Below are 15,651 nucleotides of genomic sequence, written 5' to 3' on the forward strand. Positions count from 1 at the left end.
AGGCTTGGTTCCGCAACGCGGCAGCGCTCAGGGGCGCGGTTCCAGGATCACGACCGGGAGCACCCGGTCGGTGCGGTTGCCCGCCACCGGCACCATCGGCTCCGCCTTGGCCGGCGGCCGGGCCTCGAAAGAGGTGGAGAGCACGATGGTGGTCCGGGTGGACACGTTGGCCTTGCTGCGAATCTCGGCCAACAGTTGCTCCAGGTCCGAGGGCTTCCCGACGCGGACCTTCAGGATGTAGTTCTCGTCCCCGGCCACGCTGTGGCAGGCCTCGATCTCCTCGATGTCGGCCAGCGCCTCCGGCGAGTCATCGGGACGGCTGGGATCGATCGGCTTGATCGAGATGAACGCGGTCAGCGGTAGACCGAGCGCCTCATGGTCGACGACCGCGGTATAGCCCTTGAGAATGCCGCGCTGCTCGAGGCGGCGCACCCGCTGGTGCACGGCCGAGGTGGACAGCCCGGTCTCCTTGCCGAGATCGGTGTAGCTCATCCGCCCATCGGCGCAGAGCAGGTCGACCAGGTGACGGTCCAGTGCTTCCACGGCAAGCGTCCTAGGCCGGCAGCACGATGAGCTCACGGGGCGTCAGATTGACCCGTTCGCCGCCGTCCTCGGTGCACACGACGATGTCTTCGATCCGGGCGCCGTGCCGACCGGGCAGGTAGATCCCCGGCTCGACCGAGAACGCCATGCCCGGCTCCAGGGCTTCGGTGTTGCCTTCGACCATGTAGGGATGCTCGTGACCCTCCATGCCGATGCCGTGACCGGTGCGGTGGATGAAGTACTCGCCGTAGCCCGCGTCGGTGATGACCTTGCGGCAGGCCCGGTCGATGTCCTGGCAGGCAATGCCCGGCCGGACCGCCTCGCACCCGGCGATCTGGGCCTCGAGCAGCACCTCGTAGTAGCGCCGGAACTCCACGTCCGGCTCGCCGACCGCGTAGGTGCGGGTCTCGTCCGAGCAGTAGCCGGCCTCCGTGGTGCCGCCGATGTCGACGACCACCGGGTCACCGGGCTGGATCACCCGGTCGGACACGTCGTGGTGCGGGCTGGCGCCGTTAGGGCCGGAGCCGACGATGATGAAGTCCGCGCGCACATGACCCTCGGCCACGATCGCGTCGCCGATGTCGCGGCCGACCTCGCGCTCGGTTCGCCCGGTCCGCAGCCACTCCCCGATCCGCGCGTGCACCCGGTCGATGGCGGCGCCGGCGTCACGGAGCGCCTGCACCTCCTCGGGGGTCTTGCGGATCCGCAGCTCGCGCAGCACGGCGCCGGCCAGCGCCTGCTCGACCCCGGGGAGGCCGGCCCGGAGCCGGAGCACCTTCTCCGCCCACATGTGGTCGTCCAGGCCGTAACTGCGGGTGTCCGCGGGCAGCAGCTCGCGGACCAGCGCGATCGGGTCGTCGGTCTCCTGCCAGTCGGCGATCGCCAGGCCGAGCTCGCCGACGCCGGCCGCCTCGGCGGCAGCGCGCTCCAGGAACGGCACGATCAGCACCGGGTCGGCGCCGGCCGGCAGCAGCAGGCAGGTCAGCCGCTCCAGCGGCTTGGCCACGTACCCGGTCAGATAGCGCAGGTCCGGGCCCGGGGTGATCAGCAGGGCGTCGAGCCCAGCTTCGGCCGTCGCTGCCTGGGCGCGCTTGAGCCGCGCGGAGAAAAGGTCGCTCGCCATGTGCCCATCCTGTCATCGAGGTCCGGCGTGGCAGGCTGACGCGCGTGAGAGAGCTGATGGTGCTGGACTCGGCGTCGATGTACTTCCGTGCGTTCTTCGGGGTGCCGGACACCGTGCGGGCGCCGGACGGGACGCCGGTCAACGCCGTGCGCGGGTTCCTGGACTTCGTCGCTTACCTGACCAAGCTGCGCCGGCCCACCCACCTGGTTGCCTGCATGGACTACGACTGGCGCCCGGCGTTCCGGGTCGCGGCGATCCCTACCTACAAGACGCACCGGGTCGCGGTGCCGGCCACGAACAGCCGGCCGGCCGAGGAAGAGGTTCCGGACGCCCTGGAGATCCAGGTCCCGATCATCACCGACGTCCTCGACGCGCTCGGCATCGTGCACCTGGGCATCGACGGGCACGAGGCGGACGACGTCATCGGCACCCTGGCCACCCGCGCGGACGGATCGGTCGACGTCGTCACCGGCGACCGCGACCTGTTCCAGCTCGTCGACGACGAGCGCCGGGTCCGGGTGCTCTACATCGCCAAGGGCATCCGCAACCTGGAGATCGTCGACGAGGCGGCCGTGACCCGCAAGTACGGGATTCCCGGTCGGTCCTACGCGACCTTCGCCGGCCTCCGCGGCGACCCGAGCGACGGCCTACCGGGCGTGCCCGGAGTCGGCGACAAGACGGCGGCGGCCCTGGTGTCCGCGCACGGCGACCTCCCCGCCATCCTCGCGGCGGCCGAGGACCCGGCCTCAGGAATGTCCCCGGCCGTGCGGCGCAAGCTGCGCGAGGCGACGGCGTACCTGGCGGTGGCGCCCCAGGTCGTTCAGGTGGTCTGCGACCTGCCGGTGCCGGACTTCGACTGCTCTCTGCCGGCCGTCCCCAAGGACCCGGAGGCGCTGCTCGCGCTGGCCGACCGGTGGGGCCTGGAGAGCCCGCTGAACCGCCTGCTCAACGCGCTCGCCGAGGTCGCCGACCGTTGAACGGCCCGACATAGGATCGCCGGATCCCGCTACCGCAGATCCTGGAGTGATCGATGCCGATCATCATGCACGCGACCATGCCCATCAAGCCCGAGGCCCGCGAGATGTTCCTCGCCGCCGTTCCCGGGCTCATCGAGGCCAGTAACGCCGACGAGGGCGTCCTCTCCTACGAGCTCTACGAGGCCGTCGCGACGCCGAACACCTTCGTCATGCTCGAGGTCTACGCGGACAAGGCCGGTATGGACGCCCACCTGGGCAGCCCGCACTTCCAGGCCGCCATGCCCGCCCTCGGTCAGGTCCTGGCCGGTGCGCCGACCCTGACCTACTACGAGGCCGGCGACGCGCAGACGCTCGCACTGTAAAGACCGTCGTGCGCCGATTCCTCGCTCCCCTGGTACTCGCGGGCCTGCTCGCGGGCTGCCTTTCCGGGTGCGTGGACTCCGGGCCGAGCGCTGAGGACCGCGGCACAGTCGACCCGGGTTCGGTGCCGGACACCGCGCCCGCGGTCGACGGGCCGGCCATCCGCGGGGTGGTCCGCGACACCGCGGGGACGACCGTGCCGGGCGCCCGGGTCACGGTGACCCTGCTGCGCAGCAAGGAAGAGCGCACCGGGATCGGCATCGGGGCCGCGTTCAGCCTCGGCCTCAGCTGCTTCGCGGACAAGCGCGGTTGTCAGGCGCCCACGGCCGAGGGAGTCAGCGCCGGCGACGGCAGCTACGCGGTGAAGGTTCCGACCAACAATGGGGACCCCGCGGTCGGGGTGGCGATCTCCGTGGTGGCGCCCGTCGCCAACTCCGCGGACGACCGGGTGGGGACCACCGTCACGCTGCCGGCCAAAGCGGGGCAGGGCGCAACCTTCGACGTCCCGGTCGCCACCGAGGCGCTCGAGCTGACCCTGAGCAACGGCCGTGATCTGCGGGTGGCGATGCCGGACACCCGGCAGGCCAAGCCGTCCGGCCCGGTCTCGGTGACGCTGACCCAACTGCCCGCCGAGGGCAACGTCGCCAGCGCGACCGCGGACTTCACCGAGACCCCGGTCAAGCTTCCGTTCGACCTGCGGGTGGCCGAGGACAGCCGCCTGCTGGTCGCCGCCCACCGGGAGGCGAAGATCGGCGACCGCCCCGTCACGCTCTCGGCCACCAGCGTGCTGACCGGCACCAGCGTGCCCGCCTCCCGCGGCGCCGCCTGCCGGGTCACCGACAGCAAGGGAAAGCCGCTCGCGCAGGAGCCGTGCGGACTCACCGACGGCCTGCTCGGCAGCCCGTGGGACCCGACCGATGACCCCCTCTGTGCCGACGGGCCGTGCCCCGGCACCGCGCAGAACGACCACCGCGACATCTACGTCAACCTGACGAGCGCCGTGAAGGCCACCCTGCTGGTGGTGCGCGGCTGCGGGTTCACCTGCACGGTGATGGTCTCCTCGGACGGCAAGACCTTCCGCGAGCTCCCGGCCCCGGACAACGCTGCGGGCACCGACGGCTTCTACGTGCAGAAGCTGTCCGGGGCGCCGGTGAAGGTCGTGCACCTCCGCACCGCGACCGGTGGCTTCTTCGTCAAACTCCGAGAGGTGTCCGTCTTCCGATGAGTGACCCGCTGTCCCTGACCGTCGATGAGGTCGACCCCTGGTTACGCGAGGTCCTGGCGTGGAGAACATCGAGCAGACCGGGATCGTGTGGGGCACCGCCACCAAGGTCCTCGTCGAGGTCACCCACCCCGGCGGCCGGACCGAGCGGCTGTGCGTCAACTACCGCGCCAACGCCGTCTACGGCGCGGTGTACTGCCTCACCCCGGAGGAGATGCAGCCCGCGACCGTCCGCGCACCCCTGGCCGTCCGCGCACCCCTGGCCGACCGCTACGCCCGGGCCGCCGTCGACCTCGACACCCTCGCGCTCCTCTGTGGATAACGAACCACAAAGCGTGACACGCCTAGTGGTTCGCCTGAGGGTGCGTCAGGTTACCGAGGAATAGACGACGACCCCGCGGCGCAGGGAATTGATCGCCTGATCCGCGGTGGCGCGCAGGTCACCGTCGGCGACCTTGGCCACCTGGCCGAGCAGGTCGATCAGCTGCTTGGTCCAGCGCACGAAGTCCCCGGCGGTCAGGTCGGCGTCGCGCAGCACCGTCTCCAGGCCCTTGCCGTTGGCCCACCGGTAGGCGGCCCAGACGAAGCCCAGGTCGGGCTGGCGCAAGAAGTCCAGCCGGTGGCGCTTCTCCACCCGCTCCAGGTCGCCCCACACCCGCACCATGTCCGCGAGCGTCTCGCGCACCGGGCCGTCCGGCAGCCGGGGCAGGGCGGCGTCGTCGGCGTTGCGGGACTCGTAGGCCAGCGCGGAGACGCAGGCCGCGAGCTCGGCATGGGTCAACCCGTTCCAGAGTCCTTGGCGTAGGCATTCCGCGGCGAGCAGGTCCAGTTCGGTGTAGAGGCGTTTGAGACGTTCGCCGGACGGGCTGACCCGGTCGCCGTCGAGGTACTGCAGGTCGTCGAGCACCCCGCAGACCCGGTCGAAGGTGCGGGCCACCGTCGCGGTCCGGCCGGCCACGTGCGCGCGCAGCTTGTCGGTATCGGCCGCTAACCGCTGGTGCCGGGACGCCCAGCGGACGTGGTCGTCCCGCTCCGGGCAGCTGTGGCACAGGTGCGCCTTGATCTCCCGGCGGAGGCGGGCGATCTCGGCGTCATCGGGCGCGGCGGAAGGATTGCGTCGCTGACGATGCACCGGGGTGTCGGCATGGGTCCGCAGAGTCGAGGCGAGGTCGCGGCGGGACTGCGGCGAGCGCGGGTTGAACGACTTCGGGATCCGCACCCGGTCCAGCGGCTCCACCGGTCCGGGGAAGTCCGCCAGCGAAAGCCGCCGGTACTGCCGGTCGGCGGTGACCACCGCGGGGCGCGGGTCCTCCGGACCCGGGGAGAGCCCGGGGTCGACCACGACCGCGACCCCGGCGAACCGCCCGACCGGGATGACGATGATGTCGCCCTTGCGCAGCTTCTCCAGCGACGCCGCCGCCTCCGCGCGCCGGTCCCCCGAACGATTGCGGGAGAGCTCCTTCTCCCGCGCGGTCAAGGCCGTCCGCAGCCCGTGGTAGTCGGTGAAGTCCCCGAGGTGACAGGTCGCGGCCTCGGCGTAGCCGGCCAGACCTTCGTCCTGCTTGCGGATCTGCGCGGCGACGCTGACCACCGAGCGGTCGGCCTGGAACTGGGCGAAGGAGGTCTCCAGCAGGCCCCGCGCGCGTTCGCGGCCGAGCTGCCCGACCAGGTTGATCGCCATGTTGTAGCTGGGCCTGAAACTCGAGCGCAGCGGATAGGTCCGGGTCGAGGCGAGACCGCCGACCGCGATCGGGTCGAGGTGCGGGTTCCAGAGCACGACCGCGTGCCCCTCGACGTCGATGCCACGTCGCCCGGCCCGTCCGGTCAGCTGGGTGTACTCCCCCGGCGTCACGTCGGCATGGGCCTCACCGTTCCACTTGACCAGCTTCTCCATCACCACCGAACGGGCCGGCATGTTGATGCCCAGGGCCAACGTCTCGGTGGCGAAAACAGCCTTCACCAGGCCGCGGACGAACAGCGCTTCGACGACCTCCCGGAACGCCGGCAGCATGCCCGCGTGATGCGCCGCGACGCCGCGCTCCAGGCCGTCGCGCCAGCCCTCGAAGCCCAGCACGACCAGGTCGGCGTCCGGGATGGAGGCCACCGCCGCGTCCACGACCTTGCGGACCTCGCGCCGTTCCTCGGCGCTGTTCAGCCGCAGCCCCGCCCGCAGACACTGCTCCACCGCACCGTCGCAGCCGGCCCGGCTGAAGATGAAGGTGATCGCCGGCAGCAGGGCCTCGCGGTCCAGCCGGATGATCACCTCGGGACGGGTGGGGGTGAAGGCGCCGCCACTACGGCGCTGCGCGCCGCTGCGGGGCGGCGGGCCGCGCCGTCGGTCCCGCGGTCCCCCGCTGCCGACCAGGCGCAGCAGGTCCGGGTTGATCCTCTGGTGGTTGCCGTCGACGAACAGGTCCGACAGCGTGTCGCCGACCATCACGTGCTGCCACAGCGGGACCGGGCGGTGCTCGGAGACGATCACCTCGGTGTGCCCGCGCACCGTCTGCAGCCACTCGCCGAACTCCTCGGCGTTGGACACCGTCGCCGACAGCGAGACCAGGGTGACCGACTCGGGCAGGTGGATGATCACCTCTTCCCACGCCGCGCCGCGGAACTTGTCGGCGAGGTAGTGCACCTCGTCCATCACCACGAACTCCAGGCCGCGCAGGGTCTGCGAACCCGCGTAGAGCATGTTGCGCAGCACCTCGGTCGTCATCACGACGACCGGCGCCTCGGAGTTGATCGAGTTGTCGCCGGTGAGCAGGCCGACCTTGTCCGCGCCGTGCCGGCGGGAAAGGTCAGCGAACTTCTGGTTCGACAGCGCCTTGATCGGCGTGGTGTAGAAGCATTTGCGGCCCCGGGCGAGCGCCAGGTGTACCGCGAACTCGCCCACGATCGTCTTGCCCGCGCCGGTCGGCGCCGCCACCAGGACGCCCGCCCCGCCCTCCAGGGCGCGGCAGGCGTCGAGTTGGAACGGGTCGAACGGGAACGGGATACCCGCCTGGAACGCGCTGAGCTCGCTTGGGTCAGTCACGCGTCAGGGCAGGTCCTCGCCGTTGCCGGCGGCCACCCGCTCTGCCTTCCGCTTCCGCTTGTCCAGGACCGCGGTCACAACGATCGCCACCCCGTACAACAGGGTCATCGGTGTCATCAGCGCGAGCATGGAGTACGGGTCGGGCGTGGGGGTGGCGATCGCGGCGAACACGGCGATGCCGAAGATCATCTGCCGCCACCAGGACCGGATCTGCTTCGAGGTCACCACGCCGGCGATGTTCATGACGACGAGGATCAGCGGCAGTTCGAACGCGAGCCCGAAGACGAGCATGAAGCGCAGGACGAAGTCGATGTACTCGTTGAGCGGGACCTGGTTGGCGAGGTCGCCGGGCGCGAAGCCCAACAGGATCCGGACCGCGACCGGCAGCATGATGTAGGCCAGGGCCGCGCCGCCGGCGAACAGCGGACCGCCGAAGGCGACGAACAGGTAGGCCCACTTCTTCTCGCGCCGGTGCAGGCCGGGCGCGAGGAAGGCCCAGAGCTGGTAGAGCCACAGGGGCGCGGTCAGCACCAGGCCGCCGTAGAGCGCGACCTTCAACTGCAGGGACAGGGGGCCGACGACGCCGGTGACGACGAGCGCACCGCACTTGCCGTCAGCGACGCCCTTGGCGCCCGAGTCGCAGACCGGCTCGATGAGAGCCTCGATGATGTTCTCGTAAAAGATGAAGCAGACGATGCTGCCCAGGACCATCGCGATGACAGCGCGGATCAGCCGGGACCGGAGCTCCCGAAGGTGCTCCAGGAGGGGCATCCGCCCCTCGGGATTTTCGGCTGGGCGTCCGCGGTGCCTGGCGCCGGTTGTGGAGGTCACCGCTGTGCGGAGGGCCGGAGTGCCGGGCTACTCAGAGCTCGGTGCGCTCGTCGGACCGCGTCTGGGCCGGCGGCGGCGCCGGGAGGTCGCCCTGCGCCGTCACCTCGGGCTTGTCCTTCTTCTCGTCGTCGTCCGCGATCGTCTTCTTGAAGATCTTCAGGGACTGGCCGACCGACTTGGCGGTCTCGGGAAGGCGCTTCGCACCGAACAGCAGTACGACGATCACGAGGATCAGCGTCAGTTCCAGGGGGCCAAGGTTGCCCATGTGTCGGCTCTCCAAATTTCGGGGGACGCAGCAGTACTTGTACCTGAGAGTACTCCTCAGATGCCTGAGGAGCGGTAAGTCCGAAATGTCTTCCCACCGAAAGGGTGGATCTTTAGCCGTCCCGCCAAATCGCGAACAAGTAACGGTGTGACTAATCTCGCCTGGTGGGCAGCTCGCGGGCAGCCAGGTCCAGCTGATTGCTGGCATCGACCAACTGATCGGAGACCCGCCCGACCTCACGACCCAACTGCTTCACGACCCGCCACAGCCGCAAGGTGGGCACAACGAGTACCAGGATCCCCACGACACCGAACACGACCCACGCCACGACCAGCACGCGGTGAAGGGTATCGGTCGGCTAACCGCCACCGACCGACCGGACCGCGGGCACCCGGCGCGCGAGCAGCGCGCCGGCGACGTCCTTGGTGACCTCCCGGCGCACCCGCTTCTCGCACCCGGGGCAGAGGAACACGTAGAACGAGGAGCCCGGGGCTTCGACGACGACCAGGCGCAAGTCGGTCGGCGCCACCCGGACGTGGCCGCAGTCCGGGCAGGTCACCTTGACCGGCGCGGGCTCGGCGCGACTCTCAGGCTCGATCACAGGGCGTCCATCACACGGCGTCCATCACACGACTTCCGGGTAGCCCGCCAACGCGGCGGCCGCCGCCGCCCGGACCTGCTCGGCCAACTCGGGCGGCTCCACCAGCCGGGCGGTCGGACCCAGCCGCAGCGCCAGGCGGACCATCCACTCCGGGTCGCCGCTGCGCAGCCGGACGTAGAGCCGTCCGCCCTCGAGCTCGGCGACCTCCTCGCACGGGTAGTACTCGGTCACCCAGTGCGCGGCCCGTTCCAGCTCCAGCCCGGCGACGGTGTCCGCCGCGGACGGTGAGAACAGGCCCTCGTCCAGGTTGTGAGCGACGGCGTCCGCCGGGACCGCGGACGCGATGTCGAGGACCTCCAGGGCCAGGACCCGGTCCAGCCGGAACAGCCGGACCTCCTCGGCCCGGTGACACCAGCCCTCCAGGTAGGTGTGCCCGTCGACCAGCGCGAGGCGCATCGGCTCCACGTCGCGCTCGGTGGTCTCGTCCCGGCCCGGCACGTAGTAGCGCAGGTGCAGTCGGCGACGCTCGGTGAGCGCCCGCCGGGCCCCGTCGAGCACGGTGGAGTCCGGGGCTGTTCCGCCACCGACCCCGACCCGGGCGTCGGCCATTCCGGCCGCGGCGCCGGCCACCTCCTGCAGCTTGGCGGTGGCCTTGTCCAGGGCTTCGCGGTCGTGGCTGCCCGGCAACTGGGCGAGCAGGCGCAGGCCGACCAGCAGGGTCGCGACCTCCTCCGGCGCCAGGCGCAGCGGGCGCGCGATGGTGTCGGCGTTGCTGAGGTAGACCAGACCGTCTTCCCAGTCCGCATCGATCAGGTCATCCGGCATGCCGCCGGGCAGGCCGCACATGAACAGCGTCCAGAGGTCCTTGTCGAGCTGCTCGACGGTGATGCCGGCGTCCTTGGCGGCCTGCTCGATCGGGATGCCCTGCCGGTTGAGCAGGTAGGGCACCAGCGCCAGCAGGCGGGCCAGGTGGGCGGAGGCTCCCCCGGTACTCACGGGGTACCTGCCAGCGCGCGCAGCCGCTCGATCACGGCGTCCCGGACGACCGGCGGGGAGTCGACGACGACGTCGGCGCCGTAGGAGGCCAGGTCGTCGGCCAGCCGGGACACCGACCAGAATCCGACGTGCAGGACGTCCCAGTCGCTCCCCGATGCACTGCCCGGCTCGACCTCCGAGCGAACACTGGCGTGGCGGCGCAGCCCGAGCCCGGCGCCGGGACGGACCCGGACGACGGCGCTCTCCCGCGGCTCGGCCGGCAGCATCCGGCGCAACTCGTCGTCGATGTCGACGTCGGCCGGTTTGACCACCGAACCCGGCGCTCCGGTCACCTTCACCTCGCCGGTGATCCGGCTGAGCCGGAACACCCGGGATGCGCCGCGGTCGAGGTCGAGGCCGACCAGGTACCAGCGGCCGTTGCGGACCCCGACGCCCCATGGCTCGACCCGACGCCGGCTCGCGGTGTCGGCCTCCGGGGTCCGGTAGTCGAAGTTGACCGGCCAGCCATCGAAGGAGGCCGACCACAACGGCTGCAGCGCGGGATCGTTGTCGCCGATGCGCGGGTCCAGGCCGGCCATCGCGGTCTCGTCCGGGTCGACGCCGGCAGCGCGCAGTTTGAGCAGCGCGGTGCCGGCGGCCCCGGACAGCGACACCTGACGCCAGGCCCGGGCGGCCAGGCCCAGCACCGCGACCTCCTCCGGTGTGAACGTGACCTCGGGCAGCGCGTAGGCGTTCCGGTCGATCCGGTAGCCGACTTCGTCGCCGAACAGCGCCTCGTCGGTGCCGGTCTCCAGCGGGATTCCGAGCTCGCGCAGCTCGTCCTTGTCCCGCTCGAACATTCGCTCAAAGGCCTCGTCGGTGGGGCACTCCTCGTAGGCCCTGACCGCCTTGCGGATCTGCTCCTTGGTGAGGAACCGCCGGGTCGCGAGCAGGGCGATCGTCAGGTTGAGCAGGCGCTCGGTCCGCTTCTTCGACATGCCCACTCCCTCCGCCACCGCAGGCGCCAGTCGGTGAGAAGGTACCTGGCTCGCCTACCGGGTGTCGGCCACCACGCCTGTAGGTTCGCGGGCGTGATCCACTGGCGACGGGCGACGGTGCTCCGGGTGCTTCGGGAGTGGGACGGCGCCGTCGAGCTCGAGGTGACCTGCGGCTCGGATTCCCTGCGCGCACTGGCCTATCCGGCCCTGGTCGGCCGGCCGGAACCCGGCGACGAGGTGCTGCTGAACATCGGTGCGCTGGTACGCGAACTGGGCACCGGCGGCTACGCCCCGGTGATCGCGGTCCCGGGACGGCTACCGCCCGATCCCGGGCCGGACGGGCACCTGGTCAAGGCCCGCTACACCCCGCTGCAGGCCTTGGTGGCCGGCGCCGACGAGCAGGGGTCGCCGCATCACGAGACGCTGCGGGACGCGGACTCCCTCGCCGGGATGCCGGTGGTCACGGCCGATCTGCACTCCGCGCTGCCGGCGGTCTGCGTGGCCGCTGCGGCGGACCGGCCTGGGGTCCGGGTCGCCTTCGTCATGACCGACGGTGGGGCGTTGCCCGCCTGGTTCTCCCGCACCGTCGCCGGGCTTCGGGCCGCCGGCCTCCTGGCCGGAACGGTGAGCACCGGGCAGGCCTTCGGCGGCGACCTGGAATGCGTCTCGCTGCACTCCGGTCTGCTGGCCGCGCGCCTGGTGCTCGAGGCCGACATCGCCGTGGTGGCGCCCGGGCCGGGGAACCTCGGCACCGGCACCCGCTGGGGGTTCTCGGGCGTGGCCGCCGGGGACGCCGTGAACGCCGCCGCCGTCCTCGGCGGCCGGCCGGTGGCTTCGCTGCGGGTCTCCTCCGCGGACCCGCGGGAACGACACCGCGGCGTGTCCCACCACAGCCTGACCGCCTACGGCCGGGTCGCGCTGGCCGCGGCCGACGTGCCGGTGCCGGATCTGCCCGGGACCTTCGGCGATCAGGTCCGCGAGCAGTGCGCCGCCCTGGGCGAGCGCCACCACCTGGTCACCGTGGACCTGGCCGGACTGGCCGAGGCGCTGGCCGCGAGCCCGGTACCGCTCTCCAGCATGGGCCGCGACCTCACCGCCGACCCGGAGTGCTTCCTCGCCGCCGCCGCCGCGGGGCGGCACGCGGTCGCGCTTCTCTAGCTGACGTGCCCTAACCCTTCGTCGGGTCGGGGTAGACGCCCAGGACGTCGATCACGAACACCATCGTGTCCGTTCCCTCGATGGGGGGCTTGCCCTGCTTCCCGTAGCCGAGCTTGGGCGGAACGATCAGCAGGATCCGGCTGCCGACCCGAACTCCCGTCAGACCCTGCACCCAGCCCTTGATGACGCCGGGCTCCCCGGTCTGCTGGTCGGTCTCGGCCACACGGAAGCCGTACGGCCCCCGTTGCGGCGCCCACGTCGTGTCGAACACGGTGCCGGACTTCCAGATGGCGCCGGTGTACTGGGCCAGGATCATCTCGCCGGCCTTGACCTCGACCCCGGTCCCGTTCAGCAGCGGCTGGACCACGAGGGCCTTCGGCGCGGCCGTCTTGGGCATCGTGATCGTGGGGCTCTTGCCCTCCGTCACCGTCGGCAGCGCGCCGGCGTTCTTCGCCGCCTCCGCGGGCTTCCCGGACGCCGACGAGTCGACCGGAGTCGAGTCCACGACATCGATGACCCAGATCAGGCTGTCGTCCTTGGTGACACCGATGCCCGGCTGACCCGCGTCACCGAAGCCGTCGGCCGGCGGATTGACGATCAGCACCCGGGAGCCGACCTTGATCCCGGGCAGGACCTTGCCCCAGCCCGGCACGGTCATCGAGATCAGCTGGAACAACATGTGCTTGCCGGAGAAGGTGTTCACGAACGACGGCAGGGCCACGCCACCGTCACTCCAGACCTGACCCTTGGCATGCGCCACCAGCACGTCCTCCGGCCCGATCGGGTGACCGGTCCCCTCCGTCAGGACCTGGAACTGCGTCTCCTTCGGCGGCGCGGTGCTGGACACCACGGTGGGGTCGACACCGACCTCGGCGGAGGACACCGTCGGGAAGGCGAACGGCTTGTCGTCGCCGCCACAGGCAGCGGGGATCGTCAGGCCCGCGAACAGCAGGACGAACATCAGGAATCGGCGCACGCCGCGCAGCCTAAGGCACCGGGACCGGCCGGCCGGACGACAGCTGACGGGGCGTTACTGTCTGGTGGCCTTTTCGTAAACGCCGAGGATGTCGATGACGAACACCAGGGTGTCGGTGGCCAAAATTCCGGCCCCGGCGTTGCCGGCCTTGCCGTAGCCGAGCTTGGGCGGGATCACCAGCAGGATGCGGCTGCCCACCTTCTCCCCGACCAGCGCCCTCTCCCAGCCCGGGATGACGCCGTCCTGCCCGGTCTGCGGGTCCGACGTCGCGATCCGGGCCGGGAACGGGTGCCGGCCGGCGCTCCACGAGGAGTCGAAGACCTTACCGTCACGCCAGATTACCCCGATGTACTCGGAGATGATCGTCTGGCCCTTCTTGATCGCAGCGCCGGTGCCCTGCTGCAGTAACTGCTCGATCAGTTCGGTGGGCGGGTCGACGCCGTCCGGGACGGTGATCTTGGGGTCCTTGCCGGTCGTCACGGTCGGCAGCTTCGGGTCGACGCTCACCTTCACCGGCTTGCCGTTGGCTCCCGTCCGCGGCGCCACCGAGTCGATCACGTCGATGACGAACATCAGGGTGTCGGTCGGCTGGATGCTGGCGACGGTGTTGCCCTGGTCGCCGAAACCGTCCGCCGGCGGCGCGAGCAGCAACACGCGCGACCCGACCTTCACTCCGGGCAGTCCCTTGTCCCAGGCCGGCATCACGCTGCCCATCGGGCGGATCAGCGACTCGCCGGTCCGGAAGGAGTTCACGAACGGCGGCAGGTCGATGCCGTCCTTGTCCCAGACCTGGCCCTTGAGATTGATGACCAGCAGATCGTCCTTGCCGACCGCCCGGCCCTTGCCCTCGTGGAGCACCTTGACCTGGGTGGTGTCCGGCGGCTCGGTACTCGAGACGATCTTCGGCTCCACGCCCGGCTTGTTCTCCGAGACGGTGGGGAACGCGAACGGCGCGGCCGACCGGGCGGTGTCGGTCTTCTCGTCACCGTCGTCGCCGCCGCCACTGCACCCGGCGGTCAGCACGAGGGCAGCGGTCAGGAGCAGGGCGGGGATGCGGCGCACGTGCACAGCCTAGGACTTACATGCTCGCGATGAGTTTCTCGACCCGCTCGTCGGTGTGCCGGAAGGGGTCCTTGCACAGCACCGTGCGCTGCGCCTGGTCGTTGAGCTTGAGGTGCACCCAGTCGACGGTGAAGTCGCGTCGGCGCTCCTGGGCCTTGCGGATGAACTCCCCGCGCAGCTTGGCGCGGGTGGTCTGCGGCGGCAGCGACTTGGCCTCGAAGATGGCCAGGTCCTTCGCAACGCGCTCGACGGCGCCCTTCTTCTCCAGCAGGTAGTACAAGCCGCGATGGCGGTTGATGTCGTGGTAGGCCAGGTCGAGCTGGGCCACCCGCGGCGCCGAGAGCGCGAGGTTGTTCTTGCCGCGGTAGGCCTCGATCAGCTTGTACTTGATGATCCAGTCGATCTCGCGCTCGACCGGGGTCAGGTCGCCGGAGTCGATCGCGGACAGCGCGCGCTCCCACAGGTCCAGCACCTGCTTCACCACGCCCTCGTCCAGGCCGCGCCGGGCGGCGAAGTCGCGCGCCTTGGACAGGTATTCCTCCTGGATCTCCAGGGCACTGGCTTCGCGGCCGTTGGCCAGGCGCACTTTGCGCCGGCCCGTGATGTCGTGGCTGATCTCGCGGATCGCGCGGATCGGGTTCTCCAGCGTCAGATCGCGCATCACGACGCCGGCCTCGATCATCCGCAGCACCAGGTCGGTGGAGCCGACCTTGAGCATCGTCGTGGTCTCGCTCATGTTCGAGTCGCCGACGATGACGTGCAGGCGCCGGTAGCGCTCGGCGTCGGCGTGCGGCTCGTCGCGGGTATTGATGATCGGGCGGGAGCGGGTGGTGGCGCTCGAGACGCCTTCCCAGATGTGCTCGGCCCGCTGGCTGACGCAGTAGACCGCACCGCGCGGGGTCTGCAGCACCTTGCCGGCGCCGCAGATGATCTGCCGGGACACCAGGAACGGGATCAGGACATCGGCCAGCCGCGAGAACTCGCCATGGCGCGCGACGAGGTAGTTCTCGTGGCAGCCGTAGGAGTTACCCGCGGAGTCGGTGTTGTTCTTGAACAGGTAGACGTCGCCCGCGATGCCCTCCTCCCGCAGCCGCCGCTCGGCGTCGACCAACAGGCCCTCGAGGATCCGCTCACCGGCCTTGTCGTGGGTGACCAGGTCGATGATCGAGTCGCACTCGGGGGTGGCGTACTCGGGGTGGCTGCCGACGTCCAGGTACAGCCGGGCGCCGTTGCGCAGGAAGACGTTGCTGCTTCTCCCCCAGGACACCACCCGGCGGAACAGGTAACGCGCAACCTCGTCGGGCGACAACCGGCGCTGCCCGCGGAAGGTGCACGTGACGCCGTACTCGTTCTCGATGCCGAAGATGCGCCGGTCCATGGCCCGACGATACGCGGCGGGGTGATCTGACGAAGGCAAGACTCACTCAGCCGCGCGGCTAGAGCGCAGGGCCCTCGCCGTCGCCGGTCGAGGTTCCGCCCGGCTTGGGCGGTTGCGGGCCGGTGGCGGGCCGGTCGTCGCCCGGGGC

17 protein-coding genes are annotated in these 15,651 nt (G+C 70.7%); 5 read left to right on the forward strand and 12 right to left on the reverse strand.

The genetic code is table 11. The annotated features are described in order from the left end of the window. Positions 1-27 precede the first annotated feature (27 nt). Entirely contained in the window at positions 28-543 is a 516-nt protein-coding gene (locus tag H0X00_RS04200; protein ID WP_293767499.1) for an Lrp/AsnC family transcriptional regulator, read from the reverse strand. Positions 544-553: 10 nt separating this feature from the next. After that, entirely contained in the window at positions 554-1,666 is a 1,113-nt protein-coding gene (locus tag H0X00_RS04205) for a Xaa-Pro peptidase family protein (protein ID WP_293767500.1), read from the reverse strand. Between the two features lie 56 nt (positions 1,667-1,722). On the opposite strand from H0X00_RS04205, the gene H0X00_RS04210 reads away from it, so the two are divergent. From H0X00_RS04210 to H0X00_RS04225, 4 genes are read left to right on the forward strand one after another with little or no spacing between them, the layout of a single operon-like run. Continuing rightward, entirely contained in the window at positions 1,723-2,643 is a 921-nt protein-coding gene (locus H0X00_RS04210; protein WP_367186422.1) for a 5'-3' exonuclease H3TH domain-containing protein, read from the forward strand. A gap of 53 nt (positions 2,644-2,696) precedes the next feature. After that, positions 2,697-3,005, forward strand: a complete 309-nt coding sequence (locus H0X00_RS04215) for a putative quinol monooxygenase (RefSeq protein ID WP_293767503.1) — start codon at positions 2,697-2,699, stop codon at positions 3,003-3,005. A gap of 8 nt (positions 3,006-3,013) precedes the next feature. After that, a complete protein-coding gene (locus H0X00_RS04220; RefSeq protein WP_293767504.1) occupies positions 3,014-4,228 on the forward strand; it encodes a hypothetical protein in 1,215 nt (404 codons plus the stop codon). A gap of 58 nt (positions 4,229-4,286) precedes the next feature. Next, positions 4,287-4,547 carry a hypothetical protein gene (locus H0X00_RS04225; protein WP_293767505.1) on the forward strand — a complete coding sequence of 87 codons (261 nt, stop codon included), beginning with the start codon at positions 4,287-4,289 and terminating at the stop codon, positions 4,545-4,547. A gap of 45 nt (positions 4,548-4,592) precedes the next feature. Here H0X00_RS04225 and H0X00_RS04230 read toward each other — a convergent pair whose 3' ends face one another. From H0X00_RS04230 to H0X00_RS04260, 7 genes are all read right to left on the reverse strand, one after another. Further along, positions 4,593-7,259 carry a DEAD/DEAH box helicase gene (locus tag H0X00_RS04230; RefSeq protein ID WP_293767506.1) on the reverse strand — a complete coding sequence of 889 codons (2,667 nt, stop codon included), beginning with the start codon at positions 7,257-7,259 and terminating at the stop codon, positions 4,593-4,595. A 3-nt stretch (positions 7,260-7,262) separates the two neighbouring features. Further along, on the reverse strand, positions 7,263-8,030 hold the full coding sequence (gene tatC / locus H0X00_RS04235; RefSeq protein ID WP_293767507.1) for a twin-arginine translocase subunit TatC: 768 nt from the start codon (positions 8,028-8,030) through the stop codon (positions 7,263-7,265). Positions 8,031-8,121: 91 nt separating this feature from the next. Continuing rightward, positions 8,122-8,355 (reverse strand): twin-arginine translocase TatA/TatE family subunit, encoded by a 234-nt coding sequence (tatA, locus tag H0X00_RS04240; protein WP_293767508.1) that lies wholly within the window; start codon positions 8,353-8,355, stop codon positions 8,122-8,124. Positions 8,356-8,506: 151 nt separating this feature from the next. Continuing rightward, positions 8,507-8,692, reverse strand: coding sequence for a hypothetical protein (locus H0X00_RS04245; protein ID WP_293767509.1), 186 nt, complete (start codon positions 8,690-8,692; stop codon positions 8,507-8,509). A gap of 21 nt (positions 8,693-8,713) precedes the next feature. After that, on the reverse strand, positions 8,714-8,956 hold the full coding sequence (locus H0X00_RS04250) for a hypothetical protein (RefSeq protein ID WP_293767510.1): 243 nt from the start codon (positions 8,954-8,956) through the stop codon (positions 8,714-8,716). Positions 8,957-8,980: 24 nt separating this feature from the next. Then, positions 8,981-9,952, reverse strand: a complete 972-nt coding sequence (locus H0X00_RS04255) for a YafY family protein (protein ID WP_293767511.1) — start codon at positions 9,950-9,952, stop codon at positions 8,981-8,983. Further along, complete coding sequence (locus H0X00_RS04260; protein WP_293767512.1) at positions 9,949-10,929, reverse strand: YafY family protein; 981 nt, start codon at positions 10,927-10,929, stop codon at positions 9,949-9,951. The genes H0X00_RS04255 and H0X00_RS04260 overlap by 4 nt, the downstream gene beginning before the upstream one ends. Before the next feature lie 126 nt (positions 10,930-11,055). On the opposite strand from H0X00_RS04260, the gene H0X00_RS04265 reads away from it, so the two are divergent. Next, on the forward strand, positions 11,056-12,087 hold the full coding sequence (locus tag H0X00_RS04265; RefSeq protein ID WP_367186423.1) for a DUF3866 family protein: 1,032 nt from the start codon (positions 11,056-11,058) through the stop codon (positions 12,085-12,087). A 10-nt stretch (positions 12,088-12,097) separates the two neighbouring features. Here the strand turns inward: H0X00_RS04265 and H0X00_RS04270 are convergent, their stop codons facing one another. Genes H0X00_RS04270 through pafA form a run of 3 tightly spaced genes read right to left on the reverse strand, consistent with a single transcriptional unit; the run spans position 12,098 to position 15,503 of the window. Beyond that, positions 12,098-13,063: an FKBP-type peptidyl-prolyl cis-trans isomerase gene (locus H0X00_RS04270; RefSeq protein WP_293767514.1), complete on the reverse strand. Its 966-nt coding sequence runs from the start codon at positions 13,061-13,063 to the stop codon at positions 12,098-12,100. A gap of 54 nt (positions 13,064-13,117) precedes the next feature. Beyond that, positions 13,118-14,125 carry an FKBP-type peptidyl-prolyl cis-trans isomerase gene (locus H0X00_RS04275; RefSeq protein WP_293767515.1) on the reverse strand — a complete coding sequence of 336 codons (1,008 nt, stop codon included), beginning with the start codon at positions 14,123-14,125 and terminating at the stop codon, positions 13,118-13,120. Between the two features lie 16 nt (positions 14,126-14,141). After that, positions 14,142-15,503 carry a Pup--protein ligase gene (gene pafA / locus H0X00_RS04280; protein WP_293767516.1) on the reverse strand — a complete coding sequence of 454 codons (1,362 nt, stop codon included), beginning with the start codon at positions 15,501-15,503 and terminating at the stop codon, positions 14,142-14,144. Positions 15,504-15,651: the final 148 nt, after the last annotated feature.

This window comes from Sporichthya sp., from assembly GCF_013815995.1.
GTDB lineage: Bacteria > Actinomycetota > Actinomycetes > Sporichthyales > Sporichthyaceae > Sporichthya.

Coding starts and splice junctions, on each gene's coding strand:
- H0X00_RS04205 (WP_293767500.1), bottom strand. CDS start 1,666: ATGGCGAGCGACCTTTTCTCCGCGCGGCTCAAGCGCGCCCAGGCAGCG.
- H0X00_RS04210 (WP_367186422.1), top strand. CDS start 1,723: ATGGTGCTGGACTCGGCGTCGATGTACTTCCGTGCGTTCTTCGGGGTG.
- H0X00_RS04215 (WP_293767503.1), top strand. CDS start 2,697: ATGCCGATCATCATGCACGCGACCATGCCCATCAAGCCCGAGGCCCGC.
- tatC (WP_293767507.1), bottom strand. CDS start 8,030: ATGCCCCTCCTGGAGCACCTTCGGGAGCTCCGGTCCCGGCTGATCCGC.
- tatA (WP_293767508.1), bottom strand. CDS start 8,355: ATGGGCAACCTTGGCCCCCTGGAACTGACGCTGATCCTCGTGATCGTC.
- H0X00_RS04260 (WP_293767512.1), bottom strand. CDS start 10,929: ATGTCGAAGAAGCGGACCGAGCGCCTGCTCAACCTGACGATCGCCCTG.
- pafA (WP_293767516.1), bottom strand. CDS start 15,503: ATGGACCGGCGCATCTTCGGCATCGAGAACGAGTACGGCGTCACGTGC.